Source organism: Trichococcus shcherbakoviae, from assembly GCF_963666195.1.
Classification (GTDB): Bacteria; Bacillota; Bacilli; order Lactobacillales; family Aerococcaceae; genus Trichococcus; species Trichococcus shcherbakoviae.
In genome coordinates this window covers 844,790-866,614 of record NZ_OY762653.1, presented here as the reverse complement: position 1 = coordinate 866,614, position 21,825 = coordinate 844,790, and the positions used below count along the sequence as shown (strand labels likewise).

General features: G+C 47.2%; 18 protein-coding genes and 1 other annotated feature. Of the genes, 15 read left to right on the top strand and 3 right to left on the bottom strand.

The window, feature by feature from the left end; translation table 11 throughout:
- Positions 1–125: 125 nt before the first annotated feature.
- A complete protein-coding gene (helD, locus tag ACKPBX_RS03940) occupies positions 126–2,369 on the top strand; it encodes an RNA polymerase recycling motor HelD (RefSeq protein WP_319996058.1) in 2,244 nt (747 codons plus the stop codon).
- Between the two features lie 77 nt (positions 2,370–2,446).
- Here helD and ACKPBX_RS03935 read toward each other — a convergent pair whose 3' ends face one another.
- Positions 2,447–3,880: a bifunctional metallophosphatase/5'-nucleotidase gene (locus tag ACKPBX_RS03935; protein ID WP_319996057.1), complete on the bottom strand. Its 1,434-nt coding sequence runs from the start codon at positions 3,878–3,880 to the stop codon at positions 2,447–2,449.
- A 206-nt stretch (positions 3,881–4,086) separates the two neighbouring features.
- Between ACKPBX_RS03935 and ACKPBX_RS03930 the strand changes: the two genes are divergently transcribed.
- Complete coding sequence (locus ACKPBX_RS03930; protein ID WP_319996056.1) at positions 4,087–5,010, top strand: AEC family transporter; 924 nt, start codon at positions 4,087–4,089, stop codon at positions 5,008–5,010.
- Positions 5,011–5,143: 133 nt separating this feature from the next.
- On the opposite strand, the gene ACKPBX_RS03925 is transcribed toward ACKPBX_RS03930, so the two are convergent.
- Positions 5,144–5,641: an ECF transporter S component gene (locus ACKPBX_RS03925; RefSeq protein WP_086626975.1), complete on the bottom strand. Its 498-nt coding sequence runs from the start codon at positions 5,639–5,641 to the stop codon at positions 5,144–5,146.
- A gap of 169 nt (positions 5,642–5,810) precedes the next feature.
- On the opposite strand from ACKPBX_RS03925, the gene ACKPBX_RS03920 reads away from it, so the two are divergent.
- From ACKPBX_RS03920 to ACKPBX_RS03885, 8 genes are all read left to right on the top strand, one after another.
- Positions 5,811–6,674, top strand: a complete 864-nt coding sequence (locus tag ACKPBX_RS03920) for a pyridoxamine kinase (protein ID WP_140185334.1) — start codon at positions 5,811–5,813, stop codon at positions 6,672–6,674.
- A 42-nt stretch (positions 6,675–6,716) separates the two neighbouring features.
- Entirely contained in the window at positions 6,717–7,634 is a 918-nt protein-coding gene (locus tag ACKPBX_RS03915) for a ketopantoate reductase family protein (protein ID WP_140185333.1), read from the top strand.
- 364 nt (positions 7,635–7,998) lie between these two features.
- The gene (gene pepF / locus ACKPBX_RS03910; RefSeq protein ID WP_319996055.1) at positions 7,999–9,807 is read left to right on the top strand and encodes an oligoendopeptidase F; all 1,809 of its coding nucleotides are present in this window, start codon (positions 7,999–8,001) and stop codon (positions 9,805–9,807) included.
- A 13-nt stretch (positions 9,808–9,820) separates the two neighbouring features.
- Positions 9,821–10,024 (top strand): YwbE family protein, encoded by a 204-nt coding sequence (locus ACKPBX_RS03905; RefSeq protein ID WP_319996054.1) that lies wholly within the window; start codon positions 9,821–9,823, stop codon positions 10,022–10,024.
- Between the two features lie 141 nt (positions 10,025–10,165).
- Positions 10,166–10,396: a binding site (T-box leader), on the top strand.
- Positions 10,397–10,479: 83 nt separating this feature from the next.
- Positions 10,480–11,151, top strand: a complete 672-nt coding sequence (locus ACKPBX_RS03900; RefSeq protein ID WP_200831799.1) for an amino acid ABC transporter permease — start codon at positions 10,480–10,482, stop codon at positions 11,149–11,151.
- Positions 11,144–11,866 carry an amino acid ABC transporter ATP-binding protein gene (locus ACKPBX_RS03895; RefSeq protein ID WP_119093793.1) on the top strand — a complete coding sequence of 241 codons (723 nt, stop codon included), beginning with the start codon at positions 11,144–11,146 and terminating at the stop codon, positions 11,864–11,866. The genes ACKPBX_RS03900 and ACKPBX_RS03895 overlap by 8 nt, the downstream gene beginning before the upstream one ends.
- Positions 11,867–11,895: 29 nt before the next feature.
- Positions 11,896–12,750 (top strand): transporter substrate-binding domain-containing protein, encoded by an 855-nt coding sequence (locus ACKPBX_RS03890; RefSeq protein WP_319996053.1) that lies wholly within the window; start codon positions 11,896–11,898, stop codon positions 12,748–12,750.
- An 83-nt stretch (positions 12,751–12,833) separates the two neighbouring features.
- Positions 12,834–13,670 (top strand): transporter substrate-binding domain-containing protein, encoded by an 837-nt coding sequence (locus ACKPBX_RS03885; protein ID WP_319996052.1) that lies wholly within the window; start codon positions 12,834–12,836, stop codon positions 13,668–13,670.
- A 107-nt stretch (positions 13,671–13,777) separates the two neighbouring features.
- Here the strand turns inward: ACKPBX_RS03885 and ACKPBX_RS03880 are convergent, their stop codons facing one another.
- Positions 13,778–14,758: a hypothetical protein gene (locus ACKPBX_RS03880; RefSeq protein ID WP_319996051.1), complete on the bottom strand. Its 981-nt coding sequence runs from the start codon at positions 14,756–14,758 to the stop codon at positions 13,778–13,780.
- Between the two features lie 422 nt (positions 14,759–15,180).
- Here ACKPBX_RS03880 and ACKPBX_RS03875 point away from each other — a divergent pair, with 422 nt between their 5' ends.
- The 5 genes from ACKPBX_RS03875 (at position 15,181) to brxC (ending at position 21,801) form a co-directional block, all read left to right on the top strand.
- Positions 15,181–15,858, top strand: coding sequence for a type IV toxin-antitoxin system AbiEi family antitoxin domain-containing protein (locus ACKPBX_RS03875; protein WP_319996050.1), 678 nt, complete (start codon positions 15,181–15,183; stop codon positions 15,856–15,858).
- Entirely contained in the window at positions 15,855–16,700 is an 846-nt protein-coding gene (locus ACKPBX_RS03870) for a nucleotidyl transferase AbiEii/AbiGii toxin family protein (RefSeq protein ID WP_319996049.1), read from the top strand. Before ACKPBX_RS03875 ends, ACKPBX_RS03870 begins: the two co-directional genes overlap by 4 nt.
- Before the next feature lie 305 nt (positions 16,701–17,005).
- The gene (locus ACKPBX_RS03865; protein WP_319996048.1) at positions 17,006–17,605 is read left to right on the top strand and encodes a DUF1819 family protein; all 600 of its coding nucleotides are present in this window, start codon (positions 17,006–17,008) and stop codon (positions 17,603–17,605) included.
- Positions 17,602–18,183 carry a DUF1788 domain-containing protein gene (locus tag ACKPBX_RS03860; RefSeq protein WP_319996047.1) on the top strand — a complete coding sequence of 194 codons (582 nt, stop codon included), beginning with the start codon at positions 17,602–17,604 and terminating at the stop codon, positions 18,181–18,183. The genes ACKPBX_RS03865 and ACKPBX_RS03860 overlap by 4 nt, the downstream gene beginning before the upstream one ends.
- Before the next feature lie 12 nt (positions 18,184–18,195).
- Positions 18,196–21,801, top strand: coding sequence for a BREX system P-loop protein BrxC (gene brxC, locus ACKPBX_RS03855; RefSeq protein ID WP_319996046.1), 3,606 nt, complete (start codon positions 18,196–18,198; stop codon positions 21,799–21,801).
- Positions 21,802–21,825: the final 24 nt, after the last annotated feature.

Genomic DNA, 21,825 nt, shown 5'->3' with positions numbered 1-21,825 from the left:
GAACGTTTTAATCCAGGTACAAGGAATAGCCAGAATCCCTGTGCGATGGTATACTACTAATTGTCGCATTTAGTGGAGTAGACCGAATAGTCCAAGAGTTTTCTTAAGAGAGAGGTGTCATTTGGTTGCATAAAGATCTAACGAAAGAACAGGAACGTGTCCATCGCGTCATTAAAGTCATCAACAACGAAAAAACGCGATTGGCCGAGCAAGTAGAAGAAAAAAGTGAAAAGCAAAGACAGCAATTAAAGGAATCCAAAGAGATCAAAATCAGCCAAGGTTCTTCAGAGAGCGTCTGGGAATCGTCGGCTGAACTGCGGGCTTTTGAGCAGGAGCTGATGATCCGCAACAACGAATTGCAGAACAGCAACGAGCGTGTCGCTGTCTTGGAAAAAATGCAGGATGAGCCTTACTTCGGCCGTATCGATTATCACGATGATTTCGGCAATGAAACGATCTACATCGGGATCGGATCCTTGTTCGAGAAAGATGAGAACCTGATCGTCGACTGGCGTTCGCCGATTGCCTCGCTTTATTATGAAGGCAGCAAAGGCGAAAAAGTGAAGCTGATGATAGCCGATCAACCGATGTCCTACGGCGTTGACCTGAAGAGGCAATTTCTGATCAGACAGGCGGAAATCATCCGCATGATGGACACGGACAATGTCATGGGCGATCCGTATTTGCTGGAAGTGTTGGAAGGACCTTCATCCTATCAGATGGGCACGGTCGTATCCACCTTACAGAAAGAGCAGAACCAAATCGTCAGGGAAACCAAAGCGGCCGTCACGCTGATAGAAGGGGTTGCCGGATCAGGGAAAACGGTTGTCCTGATGCAGAAAATCGCCTATCTGCTGTATGCTTTCCGGGACCAATTGAAGTCGGAAGAAGTCGTCCTGTTTTCCCCGAACAAAATATTCCAGGAATATGTTTCCCAAGTGTTGCCTGCATTGGGCGAACTGAATGTGGGGAACACAACCTTCAGCGAATTCATGGAGCGGAAAGTGACCGGATTTTCTTTGCGCGCCGATCAAGAGGACAGCTTAGCCAAGGTTACGGTACTGAAGGGCAGCTTGGCCTTTTATGAAGCGTTGCAGAAATACGGTACGCTCCTGAAGAAGCGCTACCTGAAATTCTCGGATATCCGTTTCCGCGATGATATCATCCTCTCGGAGAAGGAGATCGAGTCGGCCTTCTACAGCATCGAAAGCCAAGGTTCATTGGCCAGCAAATTGGATATCCTCAAAAGGCACTTGCTGCAGCGCGTGGAACGCATCCAGCAGTCGCAAAAAGGCAAGCCATGGGTCGAAAAAGAAATGATCGCCATGTCCGATCTGGATCTGTACCGTTACGAGAAAGAGACCCACAACCAAAAAGCGATGGAAGAGGCCATGACGGCGGATATCCTGGAGGACGCTTTCGAACCAATCGTCGCGAGGATCGAAGCGCTGGCCTTTATCCGTTATAAGAACCAATACATCCATTTCCTGAGAGCCGTTCCTAAATTGCTCTCATTGGATGTTTTCGGCTTGGATGAGGATGAATGGCGCACCCACATCGCTGTGGTTGCGGCACACATGGCAGAGAAGAGCGTGCTGCTGGAAGATCTGGATGCCTACTACAGTCTGCGGTTGTTGCTGAAGGGACCATCCAGCGACATGAAATACCAATACATCTGCCTGGATGAGGTGCAGGACTTTTCACCTTTCCAACTGCAGATGCTGCAGCATGCCTACCCGAGCGCACGCTTCATCCTGAGCGGCGACTTGAATCAGAATATCCTGAACAGACGCCTTTCCTTTGATGATCTCCGGACCATTTTTTCCGAAAGTACATTCCGTTCGTACCGTTTGCTGACCAGCTACCGATCGACGAATGAAATCGTCCGTTTCTCGGAAAGCTTCATCGAAGGCGAAAAACCGGAAGGGACCTATATCCGTTCCGGCAAGAAACCGGAAGTACTGCTGACCGACGATGGCGGGCTCGATATGGACTACATCAAACAGAAGGTGGACGCGAGCGTCGCTGCCGGCATGCGCGTGGCTTTCATCAGCCGCAATGCGGAAGATGCGGAACGCATCAGCCAGGAACTGTCGGTTGCCGGCTTCGATTTCAAACTCGTGCAGCAGGATACCGACAACAGCCACCATCCGGTATTGATCACGCCGGCCCGTTTGGCGAAAGGTCTGGAATTCGATGTCGTTTTTGCGATTTGCCACTATCCGGCAAAAGCTGCCCAGAACGAAATGCAGATCCTCTACACAATCTGCACCCGGGCGATGCACGAGCTCTATCTGACCGTTTCCGAGAAGGAAGCCGGACTGGTGGAACGCGTGGATCCGGATTATTATGACGTAAGAAAAATGTGAAACTTGAACAGCCCCGGCGGAGTCTGCAGTTTACATGCAGCTTCCGCCGGGGCTGTTTTTTGTGTTGTGTTGGCGGATCAGACGATCTGATAGGTTCCGCGCAGTTCTTTTTCGTAAGGACCCATCTCGGCCAGATAATCCATCATGGCTTCGACTGCATGTTTTTCCAGATTCTTGTGTTCTTTTCCGAATTTCTTCGGAACGCCTTGGTTGGTCACATAGCTGACGTTGTATTCTTTATCCGGGATGACTTCTTCGCCCGCGATGAATAGTTTTTGGACACGGGTGCCTTTCGGATTCTCCAGTTTCAGGTAAGCGTGCAAGCCCATCGCCCGCTTCAGGTAGCCGCCCATCTGATCAAATGGGTCCGCTGCGTAGGTGCTCTCGAGATTTTCTTCCAGCAGAGCGACTATTTCCGAACCAGTCAGGATAGCAGTTGAAATCGGCGGATCCATCGGAATGATCTGATACAATTCCCTCAGCGTCACCGGGCCTTTCAGGATCGGAACCCCGTAGCGCCAGCCATTGGAGAAGGCCAGATCCGTTTTCGTGTGGAAAAGGATCGCATCCAAGAGGAAGTTGTCCATCGTCGTTTCGACGCTCCAGCCGCGGTGCAGCACTTTTTTGGTTTCGCCGACTTGGCGACCCAGTTTTTCGCGGTAAGGGGCTAAAGCTTCATCGATCAAAGCTTTCATTTCCGCATCTTCGGGGATGTCCTCCGTAACCGGAATGAGTTGATGTTCGATGTTTTGGATCGCGCCGTCCTCAACGGTCAGTTCGAGTGCGCCTAGGAAAGAGCCGTGCGAACCGGACTGGATGACTGCCGTATCGCCTACTGTGACAATGTGTTCCTGCCGATTATGGGTATGGCCGCTCAGACAGATCGCCACGCCTTCGACTTCGCTCATCAATTTCAGGTCCTGCGGGAAACCGAGATGGGACAGGACGATTATTAGATTGACCCCTTTTTCCTTCAGTTCCGCCACATAGCCGGGCAGCTCCTCGCGGCCTAAAGTGAAGGAAAGACCTTCGCTGAAATGGGGCGGCATGGTTTTGTCGATGATGTTGCAGGCGATGCCGATTAGGCCGATCGAAAGTTCGCCAACGGAGAGGATTTTATATGGCTCGAACGCCAAATTGCCGCTTTCTTTTTCGTAGGCATTGATTGCGAGAATCGGATAATCCAACTGATTTCCGATTTGTTTCAGATTGGCCGGCCCGAAGCCGGTGTCCCAATGGAACGTCATGGCATCGAAACCGACTTCGTTCAGGATCGGCAGCATGTGCCAGCCTTTCGAATCGATCGCTTCATAAGTGCCGTGGATCGTGTCGCCGTTATCGAAAACGAGTGTCGGATTTTTGCTGCGGAAATCTTTGATCAGACTTTGGAGACGGGCATAGCCGCCAGCTTTGCGGAACGCCAGTTTTTCCTTTTCGTAGAACAGTTCGTTGTGAAGCTCCAAGTAGCTGTGGGTGTCGTTGATCTGAAGGATCGTCAATTTTTCCTGCATAGGAATCCACCTTTCTGGACGAAATGTGACAGTAGCATTGGTTATATTATTGTTTCCATTCTAACACTCTGTGCGGAGGATACCGATTGATATGCCCCGGATCGTAGAGGCTGAATCGTGAAACTGAATCGAAAACGCAATTTCAGCGCAGAACTGTGTTAGAATTTGGATATATAAATGGATGGAACAGGGGAGGCGTTCGGGTTTTGGATGTTGGGGTTGTATTTGGTAGGATGATCATGTTGGTGTTGATCATGTTTGTGGGCTATCTAGCGACGGTCATGAAGGTTTTCGACAAGCACGCGAACGCCAATTTTGCGGCATTGATCACCTATGTCACGGTGCCGGCACTCGTCATCGCATCGGTGGAAGGCGCAGGTGAGGTGGGTACGAAATCGGACACGCTCTTTGTTTTGTTGACCGCGACGCTGATGTATCTTTTCACGGTCGGATTGGCCAAGTTCAGTCCCAAACTGTTCCGAGCGGATAAAGAAACGGAAGGAATCATCGAGTTCCTGACCATCTTCACGAACAATGGCTTCATGGGGCTGCCGGTCGTTCAGGCCATTTTCGGCACAGGCGCGCTTTTTTATGCCTCGCTGTACGGCATCCCGAACAACCTGTTGATCTACTCTTTGGGTGTCTTCCTGATTGCGAAAGGCTCGAAAAAATCGCGGGCGAACTGGAAAGCGATCCTGCTGAATCCCGGCAACCTCGCTTCGCTGTTCGCGGTTTTCGTTTTCTTGTTCGACATCAAATTGCCGGCGTTGGTGATGGACACCGTCACCAGCATCGGAAACATCACGGCTCCATTGGCAATGATCATCATCGGCGCGTCATTGGCCGACATCGATATCCTAGGCGCCTTCAAGGAATGGAAAATCTATCTGTTTGCGTTCTACCGTATGATCGTGATTCCGCTGTTCCTCTGGTGGGCTTTGAAGGGCATCCTGACGAACCCGACCATGCTGGGGATCCTCGTCATCATCTCGGCCATGCCCGGCCCGGCGATGGCTGTGGCGCTTTCCATGCAGTACGGAGGCAACACGGCCTTCTCAACGCGCTACGTTTTCATTTCGACACTGCTATCGGTGTTCACGATCCCGCTGTTGGCGGCGCTGCTGTTTTGAGCGGCATATATGCACAAAGAACGCCCACTCCGCACGGTTCGCGGAATGGGCGTTCTTTTTGACACCAACTGAGCAACAAAAGCGCGCAAGCGATGAAATCTAGATCAGCTTTCATCGCTTGCGCGCACATTCGTCATTTCAATTTCTTCGTGATGTAAGGATTCAACCAACGATACAAGAGGGTGGACAAGAAAGCCCCTACGAGACCCTGCGCAATGTTCAGCGGGAATGAAGCGATCGCGGCACCGAACCCGAAAAGGATCGTGTCCCCGATGGCGTATCCGATCGCCATCCAGATACCGGCGATCACCGTGGCAACCAGCGGCTTCTTGTGATCCATTTTCTGGAACAACCAGCCGGCAAAGAATCCTTCCAAACCTTTCACGACAAAAGTGATCGGTGCATAGAAGGCATAGCCAGCGAACAGGTCGGCCAACATGCTGCCGAGTGATCCAACGAAGAAGCCGGCGCTGCCTCCGAAGGATAGACCGGCCAACAGGAGCACCATGTCTCCCAAGTTAACGTAGCCGAAAGGAATCGGGATGCGGAACAATAAAGTCATGACGACGGTAAACGCCATAAATAAGGCCAAAATAACCAATCTGTAAGTACTGTTTTTTTCAGTTTTCATGCAACTCTCCTCCAAGCATTATTTTTTATTATAGCCCTTATGCAAAAGTTTGCACTCTTTTTCTCATCGTTTTCACAATAATTTCCAAAATGATGGAAAAATGAGAAAATCCAATGAAAAGATGATAGAATGTGAATAATTGAGTTTTTAAAGTTAAGGGGTGAAGCATTTGAGTCAACCAAGAGTATTGATTATCCAAGATATTTCCGCCAGTTGCCGCATTTCGATGAACGTGGCGGTTCCTGTAGTGAGCTGCCTGGACAATTGGGTGAGCATCCTGCCGACAGCACTGTTGTCCACCCATACGGGTAAAGAATTTGAAGGCTATACTTTTTTGGATCTGACCCAGGAAATGGGCGGCATCCTGCAGCATTGGCAGTCTTTGGGCATCAAGTTCGATGGCATCCTGATCGGCTATCTGGGTTCGCGTCAGCAAATAAACATCGTGCGTGATATTATCCATACATTTGCGGCCGAAGATGCCCACATCATTCTTGATCCGGCGATGGGCGACCAAGGCGTGCTGTATCCGGGATTCACGCTGGAATATGTGGATGAAATGGCGGCACTCTGCAATGAAGCGACCGTAATCACGCCGAACGTGACCGAAGCCTGCTTTTTGACGAAACGGCCCATTTTGAAGAAACCCTACGCTGAATCGGAAGTGTCTGAACTTCTTGCCGACTTGCGCGCTTTGAACCCGAATAATGTTGTACTGACGGGGGTTTCCTTGGAATCGGAAACGATAGGTGCTGTCTGCGTTAGCCAAAGCGAGCCTGAAGCGCATTATGCCTTCGCGAAACATTTTCCCGGCCATTATGACGGCGCGGGAGACTTGTTCACAAGTGTCGTTGGCGGCTTGCTTTTCCAGAACCTGCCGCTGACCGTAGCCACCGAAACTGCCGTTCGATACAACAGCATGGTGATCGAGCGCACGCTGAAAAGCGGACGCGAACTGCACTATGGCGTCCAATTCGAGACGGATTTGCCGTATCTGATCGAACAGTTGCGTAAATACAAACCAGCTGAATAGAGAAATTTTTTCAAGATTTTTTTCGGAAAGAGGCGTGAGAAAATGAAGATACAAACTGTAGCCATCGTCGGATTGGGCGCATTAGGGATCCTCTATGGTCACCATTTCACGAAGGCCATCGGGAAGGATCGTGTGCGCATCGTCGTCAACAAAGAACGGATGGCGCGCTACCAAGAACAAGGCATTTCCTTCAACGGAGAGCCATGCGATTTCCAATACGTCGACGAAACGGATGCCAGTCTGGAACCTGCAGACCTGGTCATTCTGGCGGTGAAGGGGACCCAATTGGATGAAGCAATCAAAACCGCCCGCAACCAAGTCGGACCGGAGACGACGATCATTTCGGTCCTGAACGGCATTGCCAGCGAGGAAGTCATCGGCGCAACATTCGGCGATGAGAAAGTCATCCACTGCGTAGCCCAAGGAATGGACGCACTGCGCATCGGCAACGATGTGAAATCTGTGCATATCGGCGAACTGCGCATCGGCCTCGACGCTCCTGAAAAACAAGCGCGTTTGGATGCGGTGGCAGCTTTCTTCGAAGAAACGGCCTTGCCGCACGTAGTTGAAGCGGATATCCTGCACCGCATGTGGGCGAAATTCATGCTGAATGTCGGCGTGAATCAAGTCTTGATGGTGAAGGAAGGCACTTTCCGCGACATCCACAAAGAGGGACCAACCCGCAATCTGATGATCGCCGCCATGCGCGAGGTCTTGCCTATAGCCCAGAAGGAAGGCGTCAACTTGACGGAAACCGATCTGGAAAATGATTTGGCGATCATCGACGGACTGACGCCGCTGGGGATGCCATCGATGCGCCAGGACGGCATTGCGAAACGGCCTTCAGAGGTCGAACTTTTTTCCGGCACCATCCTGAAAAAAGCTAAAAAGTACGGATTGCCTTCCCCAACGAACCAGTACCTCTACGACCAGGTCCAAGCTATCGAAGCAACATACTGAGAGAACGGATTACCGGCCTTCGCAGGCGAAGGCATCAAGCCCTCGCCTGCGGGGGCTTTTGCATTGTTGCTGAGGTTTCAGGCAGCGCTGGATGATTTTTGGCGAGCCCAACTCCGGCGGGGCCCTCCTCGCCGGAGGTCAGAGAGCTGTGGGATGCCGATCTCCGGCGAAGCCGCTGTGGTCGGAGGTGATGGTCACTATCGATGCTTTCCTCCGGCGGAAGGACTCCTGCCCGGAGCTGGCCAGCTCCAATGAAAAGAAACCGCTCACCAGGGTACAGCACGACGCCGGCCGCATTTTTTTGTTATAATGGAAGCATTCCATTCGACATTCGTCGAATAGCACGATTAAAGGAGCCAAAATCATGACACAAGAACAACTGAAAAACCGCGCGGACGTCCCTGAGGCATTGACTTGGGATGTGACTGCACTCTATAAAACAAGAGCAGACTTCGAGGCAGCTTTGAATGGCCTTAAGGCAGCGACCGCAGCCTTCGCAACGACGTACGAAGGTAAACTAACGGATGCCAAAACGATCCTTGCTGCAATGAAGGAATACGAAATGCTCATCGAAACCGCGACATTGGCGGATCACTATGCGATGGTGCCGGAAGCGACCGACTTGACCGATCCGGACAACGTCGAGCTGTCCCGCCAAACGGCGAACGCGATGGCTGACATCAGCGCCCAACTGACATTCTTTGAATCGGAACTGATCGGCTGCGACGCCGCTATCCTTGATCAGGTCGTTTCGGAAGAAGCGCGTTTCGCTTCCTATATCCGCCACATCAAGAAAAACAAACGTATCCAGCTGGCGCCTGAAGTCGAAAAAGCGTTGGCCCAATTGGCCCCGACCTTGGATGCGCCGAGCGCCATCTATGAGCAGGCCCGCCTTGGCGATATGGACTTCGGCACCTTCACGGCCGACGGGAAGGAATATCCGCTGAGCTTCGTGCTCTACGAAGATTACTACATGTACCATGACGATACGGCGATCCGTCGGGCTGCTTTCGATAAATTCTCCGCTGTCCTCAGCGATTACGAGAACGTGGTCGCGACTGCCTATTATACCCAGCTGCAGAAGGAAAAGACGCTGGCGACGATGCGCGGTTTCGATTCCGTGGTCGACTATCTGCTTTACGGTCAGGAAGTGACTCGGGAGTTGTATGACCGTCAAATCGACACGATCATGAACGACCTAGCGCCGGTGATGCAGAAATACATCACGCATCTGAAGGAAATACGCGGGCTGGACAAAATGACCTACGCCGACTTGAAAATCGCGCTGGATCCGGAATATTCGCCGCAAGTTTCGATCGAAGAGTCGCAGACGATGGTGGAGGATGCCATAGCGGTATTGGGCCAGGACTATACGGATCGGATCATGCAGGCTTATCCGGAGCGTTGGATCGATTTCACCCAGAACATCGGCAAATCGACAGGTGGATTCTGCACGAGCCCGTACGGCACGCACCCGTACATCCTGATGTCATGGGCGAACCAACTTTCGGACGTCTACACGCTGATCCATGAATTGGGCCATGCCGGACAGATGATCTTGTCGAACGAAAACAACAGCATCCTCGGATCGGAGCCATCGTTGTACCTGATCGAAGGTCCATCCACCTTCAATGAACTGCTGTTGACGGAGTCATTGGCACGCAAGAGCACGGATGCGCGCATGCAGCGATTCGCTTTGACGAAGATGCTTTCCGATACCTATTTCCACAATTTCGTCACACACTTGCTGGAAGCAGCCTATCAAAGGGAAGTCTACGATTTTATCGACGCGGGCAAGAGCTTCGATGCCGGCAAATTGAGCGAAATCAAACGGAGCGTGCTGGAGCGATTTTGGGGTGATGCTGTGGAAATCAACGCCGGAGCGGAGCTGACATGGATGCGCCAGATCCATTACTACATGGGCCTGTATTCCTATACCTATTCGGCCGGTCTGACGATCGCGACGCAAGCCTTCCTGCGCGTCAAAACGGAAGGTGAACCGGCTGTCGGAAAATGGTTGGAATTCCTGGCTCTAGGGGACCAATTGGAAGCCGCAGAAGCAGCAGCCTTGGCAGGCGTGGACATCAAAACAGATCAGGCGCTGCAGGATACGATCCATTATTTGGATGAAGCGGTCGATCAAATCATCACACTAAGCAAAGAGCTTGCTTAAGAAAGAGGAATTTATGGACGGAAAACTTAGAAAAAACATCAAAATCGGCGCTTTGGTCGACATTGTCTTGAAGAAAGACCAACGCACAGGAAAACTGACAAGAGGGCATGTGAAACGGCTGTTGACGAACAGCCCCAATCATCCGCACGGCATCAAAGTCATGCTGGTTGAAGGCGACCAAGTCGGCCGCGTGCAACAGATCGTGGATGAGGTATAAATTGGATTAGAAAATGAGAAAAAGATCGATTGATCGCTACTTTTCTCAGAAAAAAGAACCAGATGAAAATCCGATGATAGTTTTTTTGTTGACAGTTCTTTTCAAATCTTATATTATGATTTCATACCACAACTGAATAGAACAAAGTCAGTGATGAAGAGAGTAGATTTGAATATTTTCTCCAGCGAGCCGGGACAGAGTGGAAGCCCAGCAGTAAAATATCAAATTGAAGCGCACTTCGGATGACGAAAAGGTGAACGTTCAGTAGCCTTTTACGCAATTTATGCGTTATTTTAATCGAGGTGGATTTGTTGTTTCGCAACAGATCAACTAGAGTGGTACCGCGGAATCAAACATTGACCCGTCTCTTGTAGCAATACAAGGGGCGGATTTTTTATACCCTAAAAGACCGCATCAATCATAGCAATCATAATAAAGAAGGAGAATGCAAGCAAATGAATTTAGATTTTATTCAGAAATACACAGACGTACTTCAGACCTACATGCCGATTTACTTGCAAGGCGCTGGGTATACAATCTCACTTTCCATCAGTTCAATCATTATAGGGGTAATATTGGGTACAGGGTTGGCATTGATGAGGATGTCACCGAACAAGATACTTCAAAAACTGGCTTACGGTTATATTCAGATCATCCGAGGGACCCCGCTGCTTGTGCAGTTGTTTATCATCTATTACGGATTGTATGTCATCAACATCGAACTGCCGGACTTCCTGTCAGGGGTCATCGCCATCTCGATCAACTCAGCGGCTTATATCGCTGAAATCATCCGTTCCGGTATCCAAGCGGTCGACAAAGGCCAGATGGAAGCAGCCCGTTCCATCGGGATGAGCAAGCGTTTGGCCATGCAGAAAATCATTTACCCGCAAGCGGTCAAAAATATCCTGCCGGCGTTGGGGAACGAGGTCGCAACACTGATCAAGGAAACATCCATCGTGTCCGTGCTGGGACTGCGGGACTTAATGTTCGCATCCGACATCGTCCGCGGAGCAACCTTTATGCCATTCTTCCCGTTGGTGATAGTCGCCGTGATTTACTTCATCCTGACGACATCCGTTTCGAAGTTAGTGGATATGCTAGAAAGGAAGATGAAACAAAGTGATTAAAACAGAAAATCTTACCAAATCATTTGGCGATAAAGAAGTATTGAAGGGCATAACGGAAGAAATCCAAGCTGGCGAAGTGGTCGTCATCATCGGCCCATCTGGATCTGGAAAGAGCACGTTTCTCCGGTGCCTGAACCTTTTGGAAGAACCTAGCTCAGGAGAAGTGATTTTCGAAGAGCAGGTCATCAATAAAAAAGAGACGAACATCGATGCAATCCGCACAAAGATGGGGATGGTGTTCCAAAGCTTCAATCTCTTCCCGCATTTGACGGTCTTGGAGAACATCACCATCGGGCCGACTCAAATAAAGAAAGTACCAAAAGAACAAGCGGAAGCAATCGCCATGAAGTTGTTGGCGCGCATGGGCATGACTGAAAAAGCGAATGTCTATCCGAAATCCTTATCCGGCGGCCAGCAACAACGGATCGCAATCGCACGAGCTTTGGCGATGGAACCCAAAATGATGCTATTCGATGAGCCGACATCGGCCCTTGATCCGGAAATGGTCGGGGAAGTATTGCAGGTAATGAAAGACTTGGCGCTTGAAGGGATGACCATGGTTGTGGTAACGCACGAAATGGGATTCGCGAAGGAAGTGGGGGACCGCATCCTCTTCATGGATGGCGGCTATATCGTGGAACAAGGAACGCCGGAACAAGTTTTCGACAATCCACAAAATGAGCGTACAAAGGACTTTTTGTCAAAAGTCCTATAATACAAAAAACAAAATTTGGAGGGGTTAAGATGAAAAAAGGATTACTGAAATTAGTTTTGGGAACAATGAGTATTTTAGCTTTAGCAGCATGCGGCAACACAAGCGATACGGCAGACAGCTCTGCAACAGATTCGGCAGCGTCCACGGCTACGACCGATAAATTGCAAGAAATCAAAGATAAGGGCAAGTTAGTGATGGGTACGTCCGCCGACTATCCTCCATACGAATGGCATCTGATAAAAGATGGAAAAGATGAAATCATTGGATTCGACATTGACATCGCCCAAGCAATCGCAGATGAACTTGGCGTTGAACTGGAAGTGAAGGATATGGCCTTTGACGGCCTGATCCCAGCGTTGTCTACAGGGAAAATCGATATGATCATCGCTGGCATGAACGCCACTGAAGAAAGAAAACAAAGCGTTGATTTCACGGATGTCTATTATACGCAAACAGACATTGTCGTGATCAGAAAAGAAGATGCGGATAAGTTCACTTCAGAAGACAGCTTGAAGACAGCTAAATTGGCTACGCAAAAAGCGACAGTCCAAGAAACGTATCTACTGGAAGCTTTCCCAGACGCTGAAATCCAATCCGTACCGAAATGGAACACAGCAATCATGTCCTTGACGACCGGAAAAGTGGATGCCGTAATGATGGTGGATACCGTTGCGAAACAATTCATTGCACAAAATGATGATTTGATGGTTGCCGACTTTGATATCAACAGCACGCCAAATGCAGCAGCTATCGCAGTTGCGAAAAACGGCGGCGACTTCCTGGAAACAGTCAACAATATCGTAAATGAAATGAAAGAAAGCGGCAAAATCGAAGAGTTATACCAACTTAACGATCAAATCGTAACAGACAATACAGCAGAATAAAAAATTAACATACCAATAAAAGTGCAAGGGGTGCTCTGAAAAGGGCATCCTTTTTTAAGGCAATGAATGCGGAGGAATCAGGATTGAAAAAAGGGTTTATGAAAATGGTTTTGGGAACGATGAGCCTCTTGGCTTTGGCAGCATGCGGAAACACGAGCGGGAAAGCGAACAGCGTTGCTGCTGAGGCAGACGGCGCATTGCAGGAAATCAAAGACAGCGGTAAATTGGTCGTCGGAACCTGTGCCGATTATCCCCCGTATGAGTGGCATCTTGTGCAGGACGGAGAGGACAAAATCATCGGTTTCGACATCGATATCGCCCAAACCATCGCGGATGAACTGGGGGTCGAGCTGGAGGTCATAGATATGGACTTCGACGGCCTGATTCCGGCATTGTCCACAGGCAAGGTCGATATGATCATCGCCGGCATGAACCCTACGGAAGAAAGAAAACAAAGCGTTGATTTCACGGACATTTACTATACTCAAAAGGATGCCCTGGTGATCAAGTCGGAGGATGCGAAGAATATCCGATCGGAAAACGACCTGAAGAAGTCCAGCCTGGCGACGCAAAAGGCGACGATCCAAGAGGAGTATCTGCTGGGAAATTTCCCGGATGCTGAAATCAAGTCCGTGCCGAAATGGAACACGGCCATCCTGTATTTGGTGACCGGCAAAGCGGATGCCGTATTGATGGTGGAGACTGTTGCAAGGCGATATGTCGAAGAGAACGAAGGCCTTGAAATCGCCGACTTCGACGTATCGAGCACGCCGAACGAATCAGCCATCGCCGTCGCGAAAGACAGCGAAGATTTTCTGGAGGAAGTGAATGACATCCTTGACGAAATGGAAGACAGCGGCAAGATCGAGGAGCTGATCCGTACGAACATTGAAATTATGGATGAGAACACCGGGGTTTAGTTGGATAGCAAAAAGAAGAGAAGGAACAGTCAGCCGCGGAGGTGAGTGTTCCTTCTCTTTTACTTCGTTTTATTTCCGGACGCTGTTTTCAGCTTGTGCCGGTTTTTTTATTTTTTCTTCTTCAGATCCATGTAGCCGTTGTACACAGTTGCGAAGATCCCGAAGAGGATGCCGACGATTGGAAAGATGATCCAGGCGCTCGCCCAAGCGTAATACACGAAGCCGGCAATCAGGTAAACGGCCGCGGCAAGCGGGAAGACGACGCCCGCAACGATTCCGACCACCTTGTTCTTCTCGGCTTTGTCCTTCGCAAACTCACCAATTGACAGCAGTTTTTCGTAGGTCTCATCCTGGATGCCGTAAAAGATAAACAGGAAGACGCCGATTGCGATGAAGCTGAGCAGGAACACAAGCGACAGACCATTCTCTTCCCCGAGAAAGACGACGGAAAGCAGCATAGAGACGGGAGCCAGGATGCAGAGCGCGACCCCAATCGCGACAGCGACGGCCAACCGCGGACGGAAGGCTTTGTGAGCAGCTTTCAGCCTAGCGTAGGTTGTGGCGTCGAGTTGGACTCGTTTCTCCTCAAGTTCAAATTGCTGTTCCTTCATGCCGTAAAGGATAAACAACGCGACGCCGGCTGCGACAAAGATGAACAGCGGCACGAGTGTCAGAATATCCATCAGGTCACTCGTACGGCCTCCCTGACCATCTCGGTAGCCGGCAAGGTACTGACCGAGAAACAGGCTGGCTGGACCCATGATGCACAGGAAAACACCTGTCGCCATCGCCCAGGCGAAGTGATGACGATGATCGATGTACTCGTCGACTTGTTCGGGAGTAAGGTAGACTTCATTATCGGGAATTTCTGCAGGTACAGCCGCTAAGTCTGATTTGGTGAAATCATCAATATTGCCATGAGCCGCTATGGCGCCGCTGATTGCTTCGTACTCACTTTTGCCTGCTGATTTCAGCTGTTGGTACTTGTCCTGCATCCTATTTAGCATGGCTTGTTTTTGGGCCGACAGTTCAGGTGACTCCGGAACTGTTGCAAAGACAGAATCTACATAATTGCTGATCGTGTCCATAGTATTCTCTCCATTCTTGATTCTGATTTGCTAGCTGTTGTGAATGTGAACCTTACATAACTGAGGTTGATATGATAATAGCTTTTTACCTTCATTCCCGGATTATTATAACGTGGTACTGAAAGAGCCCGTACCTACGGCCTTTTTTCACCAACCTCGTTATAAATCGCTACAAATATTTATAACGAGGTTTAACTAAGAAACATTGATTTATCAACCTTTCAACGCTCCGCGTTATAATTTTACCGGGAATCCAGGTTTTTAATCAACTAAAGTGTAGCACTTTTAGATGGGGTGGGGAAATGATATGAGCAGAGTGAAGATAATTGAATGCGAAAAGCAAAGAGATTGTGTAGTTTGATAATCGTACTATAACAGGGTATAATTTATAGTATGAAAATCACGATAAGGAGGGGTTAATTGTGAAGGACGAAGAAGTGAAAGCAAAGAGTGATCGTGCCAATAAAATGGATCCGAAAAAAATTGAACAAAAGGGACAAGAATCGCAAATTGAAGAGACTTTGAGTGTTTTCGTTAGCGAAAGTAAAGGAATCATTCAAACGAAGGATCTGACAAAGCGCGGCATTCACCCTGAACAATTTCAGAGATATTTAAAAAAAAGTGGGAAAATCGAAAAAGTTGCTCACGGCATGTATGTGAATGTTGACGATTTTACCGATGAATTACAACTTCTACAAACCCGCTTCAAAAAAGGAGTCTTTTCGTTCGAAACAGCCCTGTTCCTGCATGACTTGACGGATGTGACGCCATTCGATTATCACATGACCTTTCCGCAGGGATACAACAATAAACACCTTGCCGAATCAGGCGTCATCCCTTCGTATGCGGTGCCTAACCGTTATAATCTTGGCGTCATCATAATGGAAAGTCCGTCAGGAAATCCCATCCGAGTATATGATGTTGAGAAAACGCTTTGCGACATGTTCATGCCCGGCCATAAAGCTGACAAGGATGTACAATTGACTGCTTTAAGAAGATACATGAAACGAAAAAATAAAAAACTTTCCGAATTAATGCGTTACGCGAAACTACTAAAAGTTGAAAAAGGAATGCGGCCATATTTGGAGGTGCTCCTTTGATAACAGCAACGCAATTGAAGCAAAAGATTCGTCATCTAGCAGCACAAAAGAAAATGGACCCACAATTACTCCAGCGGGCCTTTGTCATGGAACAATTTTTGTTTTTGCTGGGACTCACAAAACACAAAGACAACTTCATTATTAAAGGTGGCTTCCTTATTCGTTCACTGCTTGGTGTAGAAAAACGGACTACTATGGATATTGATACAACCGTTAAAGGATTTACGCTAAACAGAGAAAACTTAGCCGCCATCTTTAATGAAATATGTTCAGCCAATACCATTGAAGGAATATCCTTTAGGGTAGAAAAAATAGAAGAAATCCGGGAGGAAGATGATTATCCGGGGTTCCGCGTGTCGATGATCGCAACTATCCAAACAATGGGTGTTCCATTTAAGGTAGACCTGACAACTGGCGACGCCATTACACCAAAAGAAGAACTGACAAAGTACACTTCTATTTTAGATGACAAGGAAATCGAATTATGGAGTTATCCCATAGAAACAGTTTTAGCCGAAAAGCTTCAAACGGTCCTATATAGGACGACTTTGAGCACAAGAGCGCGGGATTATTATGATATTCATATGCTCTATCTGTTAAAAAAAGATGAAATCAATTGGAAGGCATTGAACGAATCTCTTCAAGCAACGATGATTAAGAGAGAAACAGTCGATCTGTTGGATGACTATTCTTCTGTGCTTATGCTTATTGAAGCAGACGATAACCTTCAAAAACTATGGATACGTTATCAAGATAAAAACAGCTACGTAGGTAATATCTCATTTAATGAAACAATACAGTCAGTAAAAGCTGTACTTGATAGAATTATTGTATCCGTATAGACAAGATGTTTTAGAATGTTCATACGTGAATATTGCACGTTAATTGATTTGCATTTAACGTGCATTAATCACAAATGGTGTTAAGTGAGTGTAATCATGAATATTTTAAAGATCCTAATTCAAATTGTAGACAAAGGTGATGGAATGAAGGAACACAATTCTTGGAAAAGAATCAAAGCAGAATGTATAAGGTATTTTTTCTGCCCATTCCCTTTCCAAAAATCTACGGTATAATTAACTTGGTATAAATAATTTTTGAAATACATAAATAACAACGTTTTAATGGGATAAAAGAGGGTGAACATATGAATAAATATCGGACGGCATTGATGAATCGTCCCTTTATGTATATTGAGAGTAAACGCATTGCAGAAATGATACTTCAAGGAAAGACGGAAGAAGAGCGATGGTATGAAGCAATCGAATTGAATGCCCTCCAGATGCCTTCCCCTGATCGAAGAAAGACATCATACAAGGAAATCAGTCACCGCTTATCCTTTTTGGATGAGTTCTTGTTGGAAAAATTCATGAACAGCGATGCTGATACTGCGAAAGCAATCCTCGCTTATGCGATTTTGCAGGCAGATAAGCTTTATTTTGAATTTATGCGTGAAGTATATCTTGAAAAAATCTTACTTTTACAAAAAGAACTGACTAAAAAAGAAGTCATCAATTTCCTGTACAAAAAATCGGAACAGAGTGAAGTCGTCGCCAAGTGGGCAGATAATACGAAAGAACGTTTAGCGAGTGGATTTATCCAAATGATGCGAGAATCCGAGTTTATCATGAGCAATCATGAGGAGCATCAAGTCAAGCGCCCTTTGATTAACCAAAGCGTGGGAGAGTATCTGCGAAAAAACGGCATCAAACCCATTGTTGAGATCATGTTAGGAGAATTACTATGAAACAAATTATCGAAAGACTGAACGATCTACAGGAAATCATATTGGAACCGGACTTCACAAACAAAAAAGGCTTGGGTGGCGAAATCGGCTTTTACATCTTCGATTATGATGCAGCTGATGAACTGATTGTCCGTCAAGCAATCCCGGACCTGATCCAATATAGCAAAAAAAGAAATGAAGCTTTACGATTCCAAGTATTCGATTTATACGATATGATGATCCGCTTTTTCGAAAAGCGAGGATACATCGAAAAAAACATCAAAATGGAACAGCAGAAGTCCAGCGAAGAATTGTTCAGTGTCATGCGTAAAGCCCTCAAAATCGCAACCAATCGGGATGTATTCGTGCAGACCATCCGGGAAGAGTTGGAGCCGGGAGCGATCGTTTTCATCACAGGTATCGGTAAAATCTATCCGATTCTGCGCTCACATGTACTATTGAATAACCTGCAGATTGTAGTCGAGGACCAGCCCTTGATTTTATTTTTCCCGGGAACATACGAGGACAACAAAATGCAACTGTTTGGAGAATTCAAGGACGATCATTATTATCGTGCCTTTCAATTAGTAGGTAGATAGAGGAGGAATACTATGAAAATCAAGCAACTGTTCAAAAAAGATATCGCGCGTGAAATTAAAGGTGTTATCAAAGTCGGCCAAGAAGCTGAGAACGATGTCCGCCAAGAGTTGGATGAATATGTCGTGACCGATGAATTACAGGCGCATTTTGTTTATTTCTTCAAGCAATATCTGAAATCACTGGATGTGCCAACGGATCAGATGGGCGTCTGGATTTCCGGATTCTTTGGTTCCGGGAAATCGCATTTCTTGAAAATCCTGTCTTATTTATTGGACAGCAATCTTGAAGTAGACGGAAAAAAGGCGGTCGAGTTCTTCAGAGAGAAAATTGAGGATCATGCCTTATTGGATCAAATGCAGCAGGTAGCAGATGCACCAAGCGATATTATCCTGTTCAACACACCTTCGAAATCTGAGGATGATAACGGCGACAGTAAGCTTTCGATCGTCAAAGTCTTCAACAAAGTCTTCAATGAAAAGTTGGGCTATTCCGCTAGCATCCCTTGGGTTGCGCAAATGGAAGAAATCCTTGATCAAAATGGCCAATATAAGCCTTTTAAGCAAGTCTTCCAAGAGAAGTCTGATCTGGCCTGGGAAGATGCCCGCGAGGAGATTTATTACAACGAAGATATGATTGTAGAAACCCTTGTTGAAGTCGCCAATATGAGCGAAGAGAGCGCCCGCCGCTGGATCGACAACGGTGAAGAAAGCTATGAAATCAGTGTGGATTCCTTCGCAAAACGTATCAAAAAATATGTGGACAAGCAGCCGGCTGACTATCACTTGGTTTTCCTGGCTGATGAAATGGGGCAGTTCGTCTCCGATGATGTCCACCGTATGCTGGACCTGCAAACAATCGTTGAAGATTTGGGCAAGTACACGCTCGGAAAAGTTTGGGTCATCGTAACGAGCCAACAAGATATCGATGAACTTGAAAAAGATATCCATTCTTCTCAGGACTTCTCTAAAATCCAAGGCCGCTTTAATACGCGATTGAGCTTAAGCTCCGCTAATGCGGATGAAGTAATCAAAAAACGTCTGTTGGAAAAGAATGATACAGGCAAAGATGCAGTGCAGTTATTGTATACAGGCGAAGTTCAGGCCTCATTACGAAACAAAATCAACTTTTCCGATGGGACCATTTCATTGAAAAAATATGATTCCCTAAAGAATTTCAGTGAATTTTATCCGATGATCCCGTATCAATTGGATCTGCTGCAGCAAGTGTTCACGAAAATCCGTGAGAACAGTTCGGCCGGGAAGCACTTTGCCAGCGGAGAGCGGAATTTGTTGGGTGCGGTCCAATATGCCGCGTTGGAATATGCTGAAAAAAATCTGGGTATCCTGGTTCCGTTCCAAACCTTCTATGGTCACCTTGACCAAGGCTTGGATCACTCTGTCCGAGCGACCATCATCAAAGCACAGTCCACTCCGACGTTACAATCTTTTGATGTTGATGTGCTGAAAGTCCTCTATCTGATCCGCTATTTGAAATCCGTTCCGAGCACAGTCGAGAATATCACGACCTTGATGTTGGATGAACTGGATGCTGACCGTTTGAAATTGACTGAAGATATCACTGCTGCTTTGGACCGTTTGACAAAAGAGTACTTGGTACAACGTACAGGATTGGAATACCTGTTCTTGACGAATGAAGAGCAGGACATCAATCGTGAAATCAACCATATGGATATACCGACTTCGAAGATGCAATCATATATCGGTGAAATGATCTATGACACCGTGTTGGAACTGAAGAAATATAAATACGTACCTTTTGCGGAGAAGAAGACTGTCGCTTATGACTTTGACTGCGCCAAATGGATCGATGAATCCGCACGCGGGAATGCAACTGCGGAAATCGGCATTCATGTGGTGACACCATACAGCGATGATTACCGCAATCGTGAAACGCTTCAACAACTGTCCACGCGCGAAAACCGTTTGGTCATCGCATTGGGCGATTCCGGAACGTTCTACGATGACACGATGATGCTGTTGAAAATCAATGAGTATTTGCGCAACCAATCAAGCAAACAAAACTCAGGAATGAAACGTGAAATCATCGACCGCAAATCCAATGAACGGAATGACCTGATGAAGTCTGTTGAACGGCAAGTGCGCGAAACTGTCCAAAACGCCACCTATTACATCAACGGCAGTGAAGTATCCCTTGCAGGAAATCCGACCACAAAGGTTGATCAAGGGCTGCATGACGTAGTAGAAAATATGTATCTGAAAATCAAGTACATCAATAAGTTCTACGACCGCGATGATTTCAGCGGCGTCATTTCACAAGGCCAAATCAACTTTATGCACGATAATTCGGATGATCCGAACCGTTTGGCAACTGACGCTTTGGAACAATACATCGAACAACATACGGAACGCAAGATGATCACGTCCTTATTCGAAATCGTCCAAGTGTTCGGGAAAGCGCCATACGGTTGGCGTGAGGACGACATTTTGGTTAGTTTGATCCGCTTGTTGAAAGACGAAAAAATCCAGTTCAAATCCAGCGGCAATACAATGAACATTCATGATGCCATGTTCCCAAGAACAATCAAACAAAATCCATCGCAGGCAAAAATCATGGTCGAAAAACGCAAAGTCATCGGCGAAGAACTGATCCGCAATGCGAAAGTAATCGCGAAAGAAATGTACGGGAAAAATCTGGTGTCCGAAAAAGAAGATGAGTTGAAAGAAGAAACGATGCGGTTGTTTATCGGTACCCAAAAGACAATGGCAAACTTGCTGGATGAATATCGTCACCGTAGCTATCCTGGCGAAAAGGAAATCGAAGCGTTATTGCAGACATTGAAAGAAATCCTCAAGTACCAAGATGCCGATCAATTCTTCAGATGTCTGTACGATAAACGTGACGAACTTCTGGATCTGTACGACGATATCCAGCCCGTCCAATCCTTTTTCGAATCCCAAAAACCAGTATTCGATACCAGCTTCAAGCTACGTAAACGCTATGAGATCGACAAAGACTTATTGCAGACTGCCGAAGCAAAAGCAGCCGGTCAGCGCATCTCGGAAATATTGGCGATGAGTATGCCCTATGATTTCATCAAAGAATTACCCGATCTGAATATGCAATATGAGCAAGCCTTGATTGCAGAATTGGATAAAGAATCTGAACCCCTGCTGGAAGTAATCCAACAAAAAGTAGCCACTTTGGAGGACACCATTACAGCGATGGAAACAGTCAGAGCTAAATTTGAACCGGTCATCAAAGAGCGTTTCACGCTTTTGAAGAACAAGATATTGAGTGCGGAAACATTGACGGATCTTTTCTCATATCGGTCACAAATCGATCATTTGACGCAACAGTTAAGCACGCAAATCAATGATTTCATCTCGAAAATACAGCCTACACCTCCGCCTATACCTGTATCTCCGAAACCACCAATAGACGGCGGAGGCGATCCTGTTGTTGTAGATCCGGTAAAGCCAATAGCCAAGAAACCGGAATTTGTACATAAAAACAAACTGATTCCGCAAAACTACGAGAAAATCGAAACGGAAGCAGAGCTAGATGCCTTGTTACTTGCCATCCACGACGAACTGGAAAAAGTTCTCGAACAAGGCAAAACCATTCGTTTCATCTAATGATTAAAAATTGCAACAAAGTGA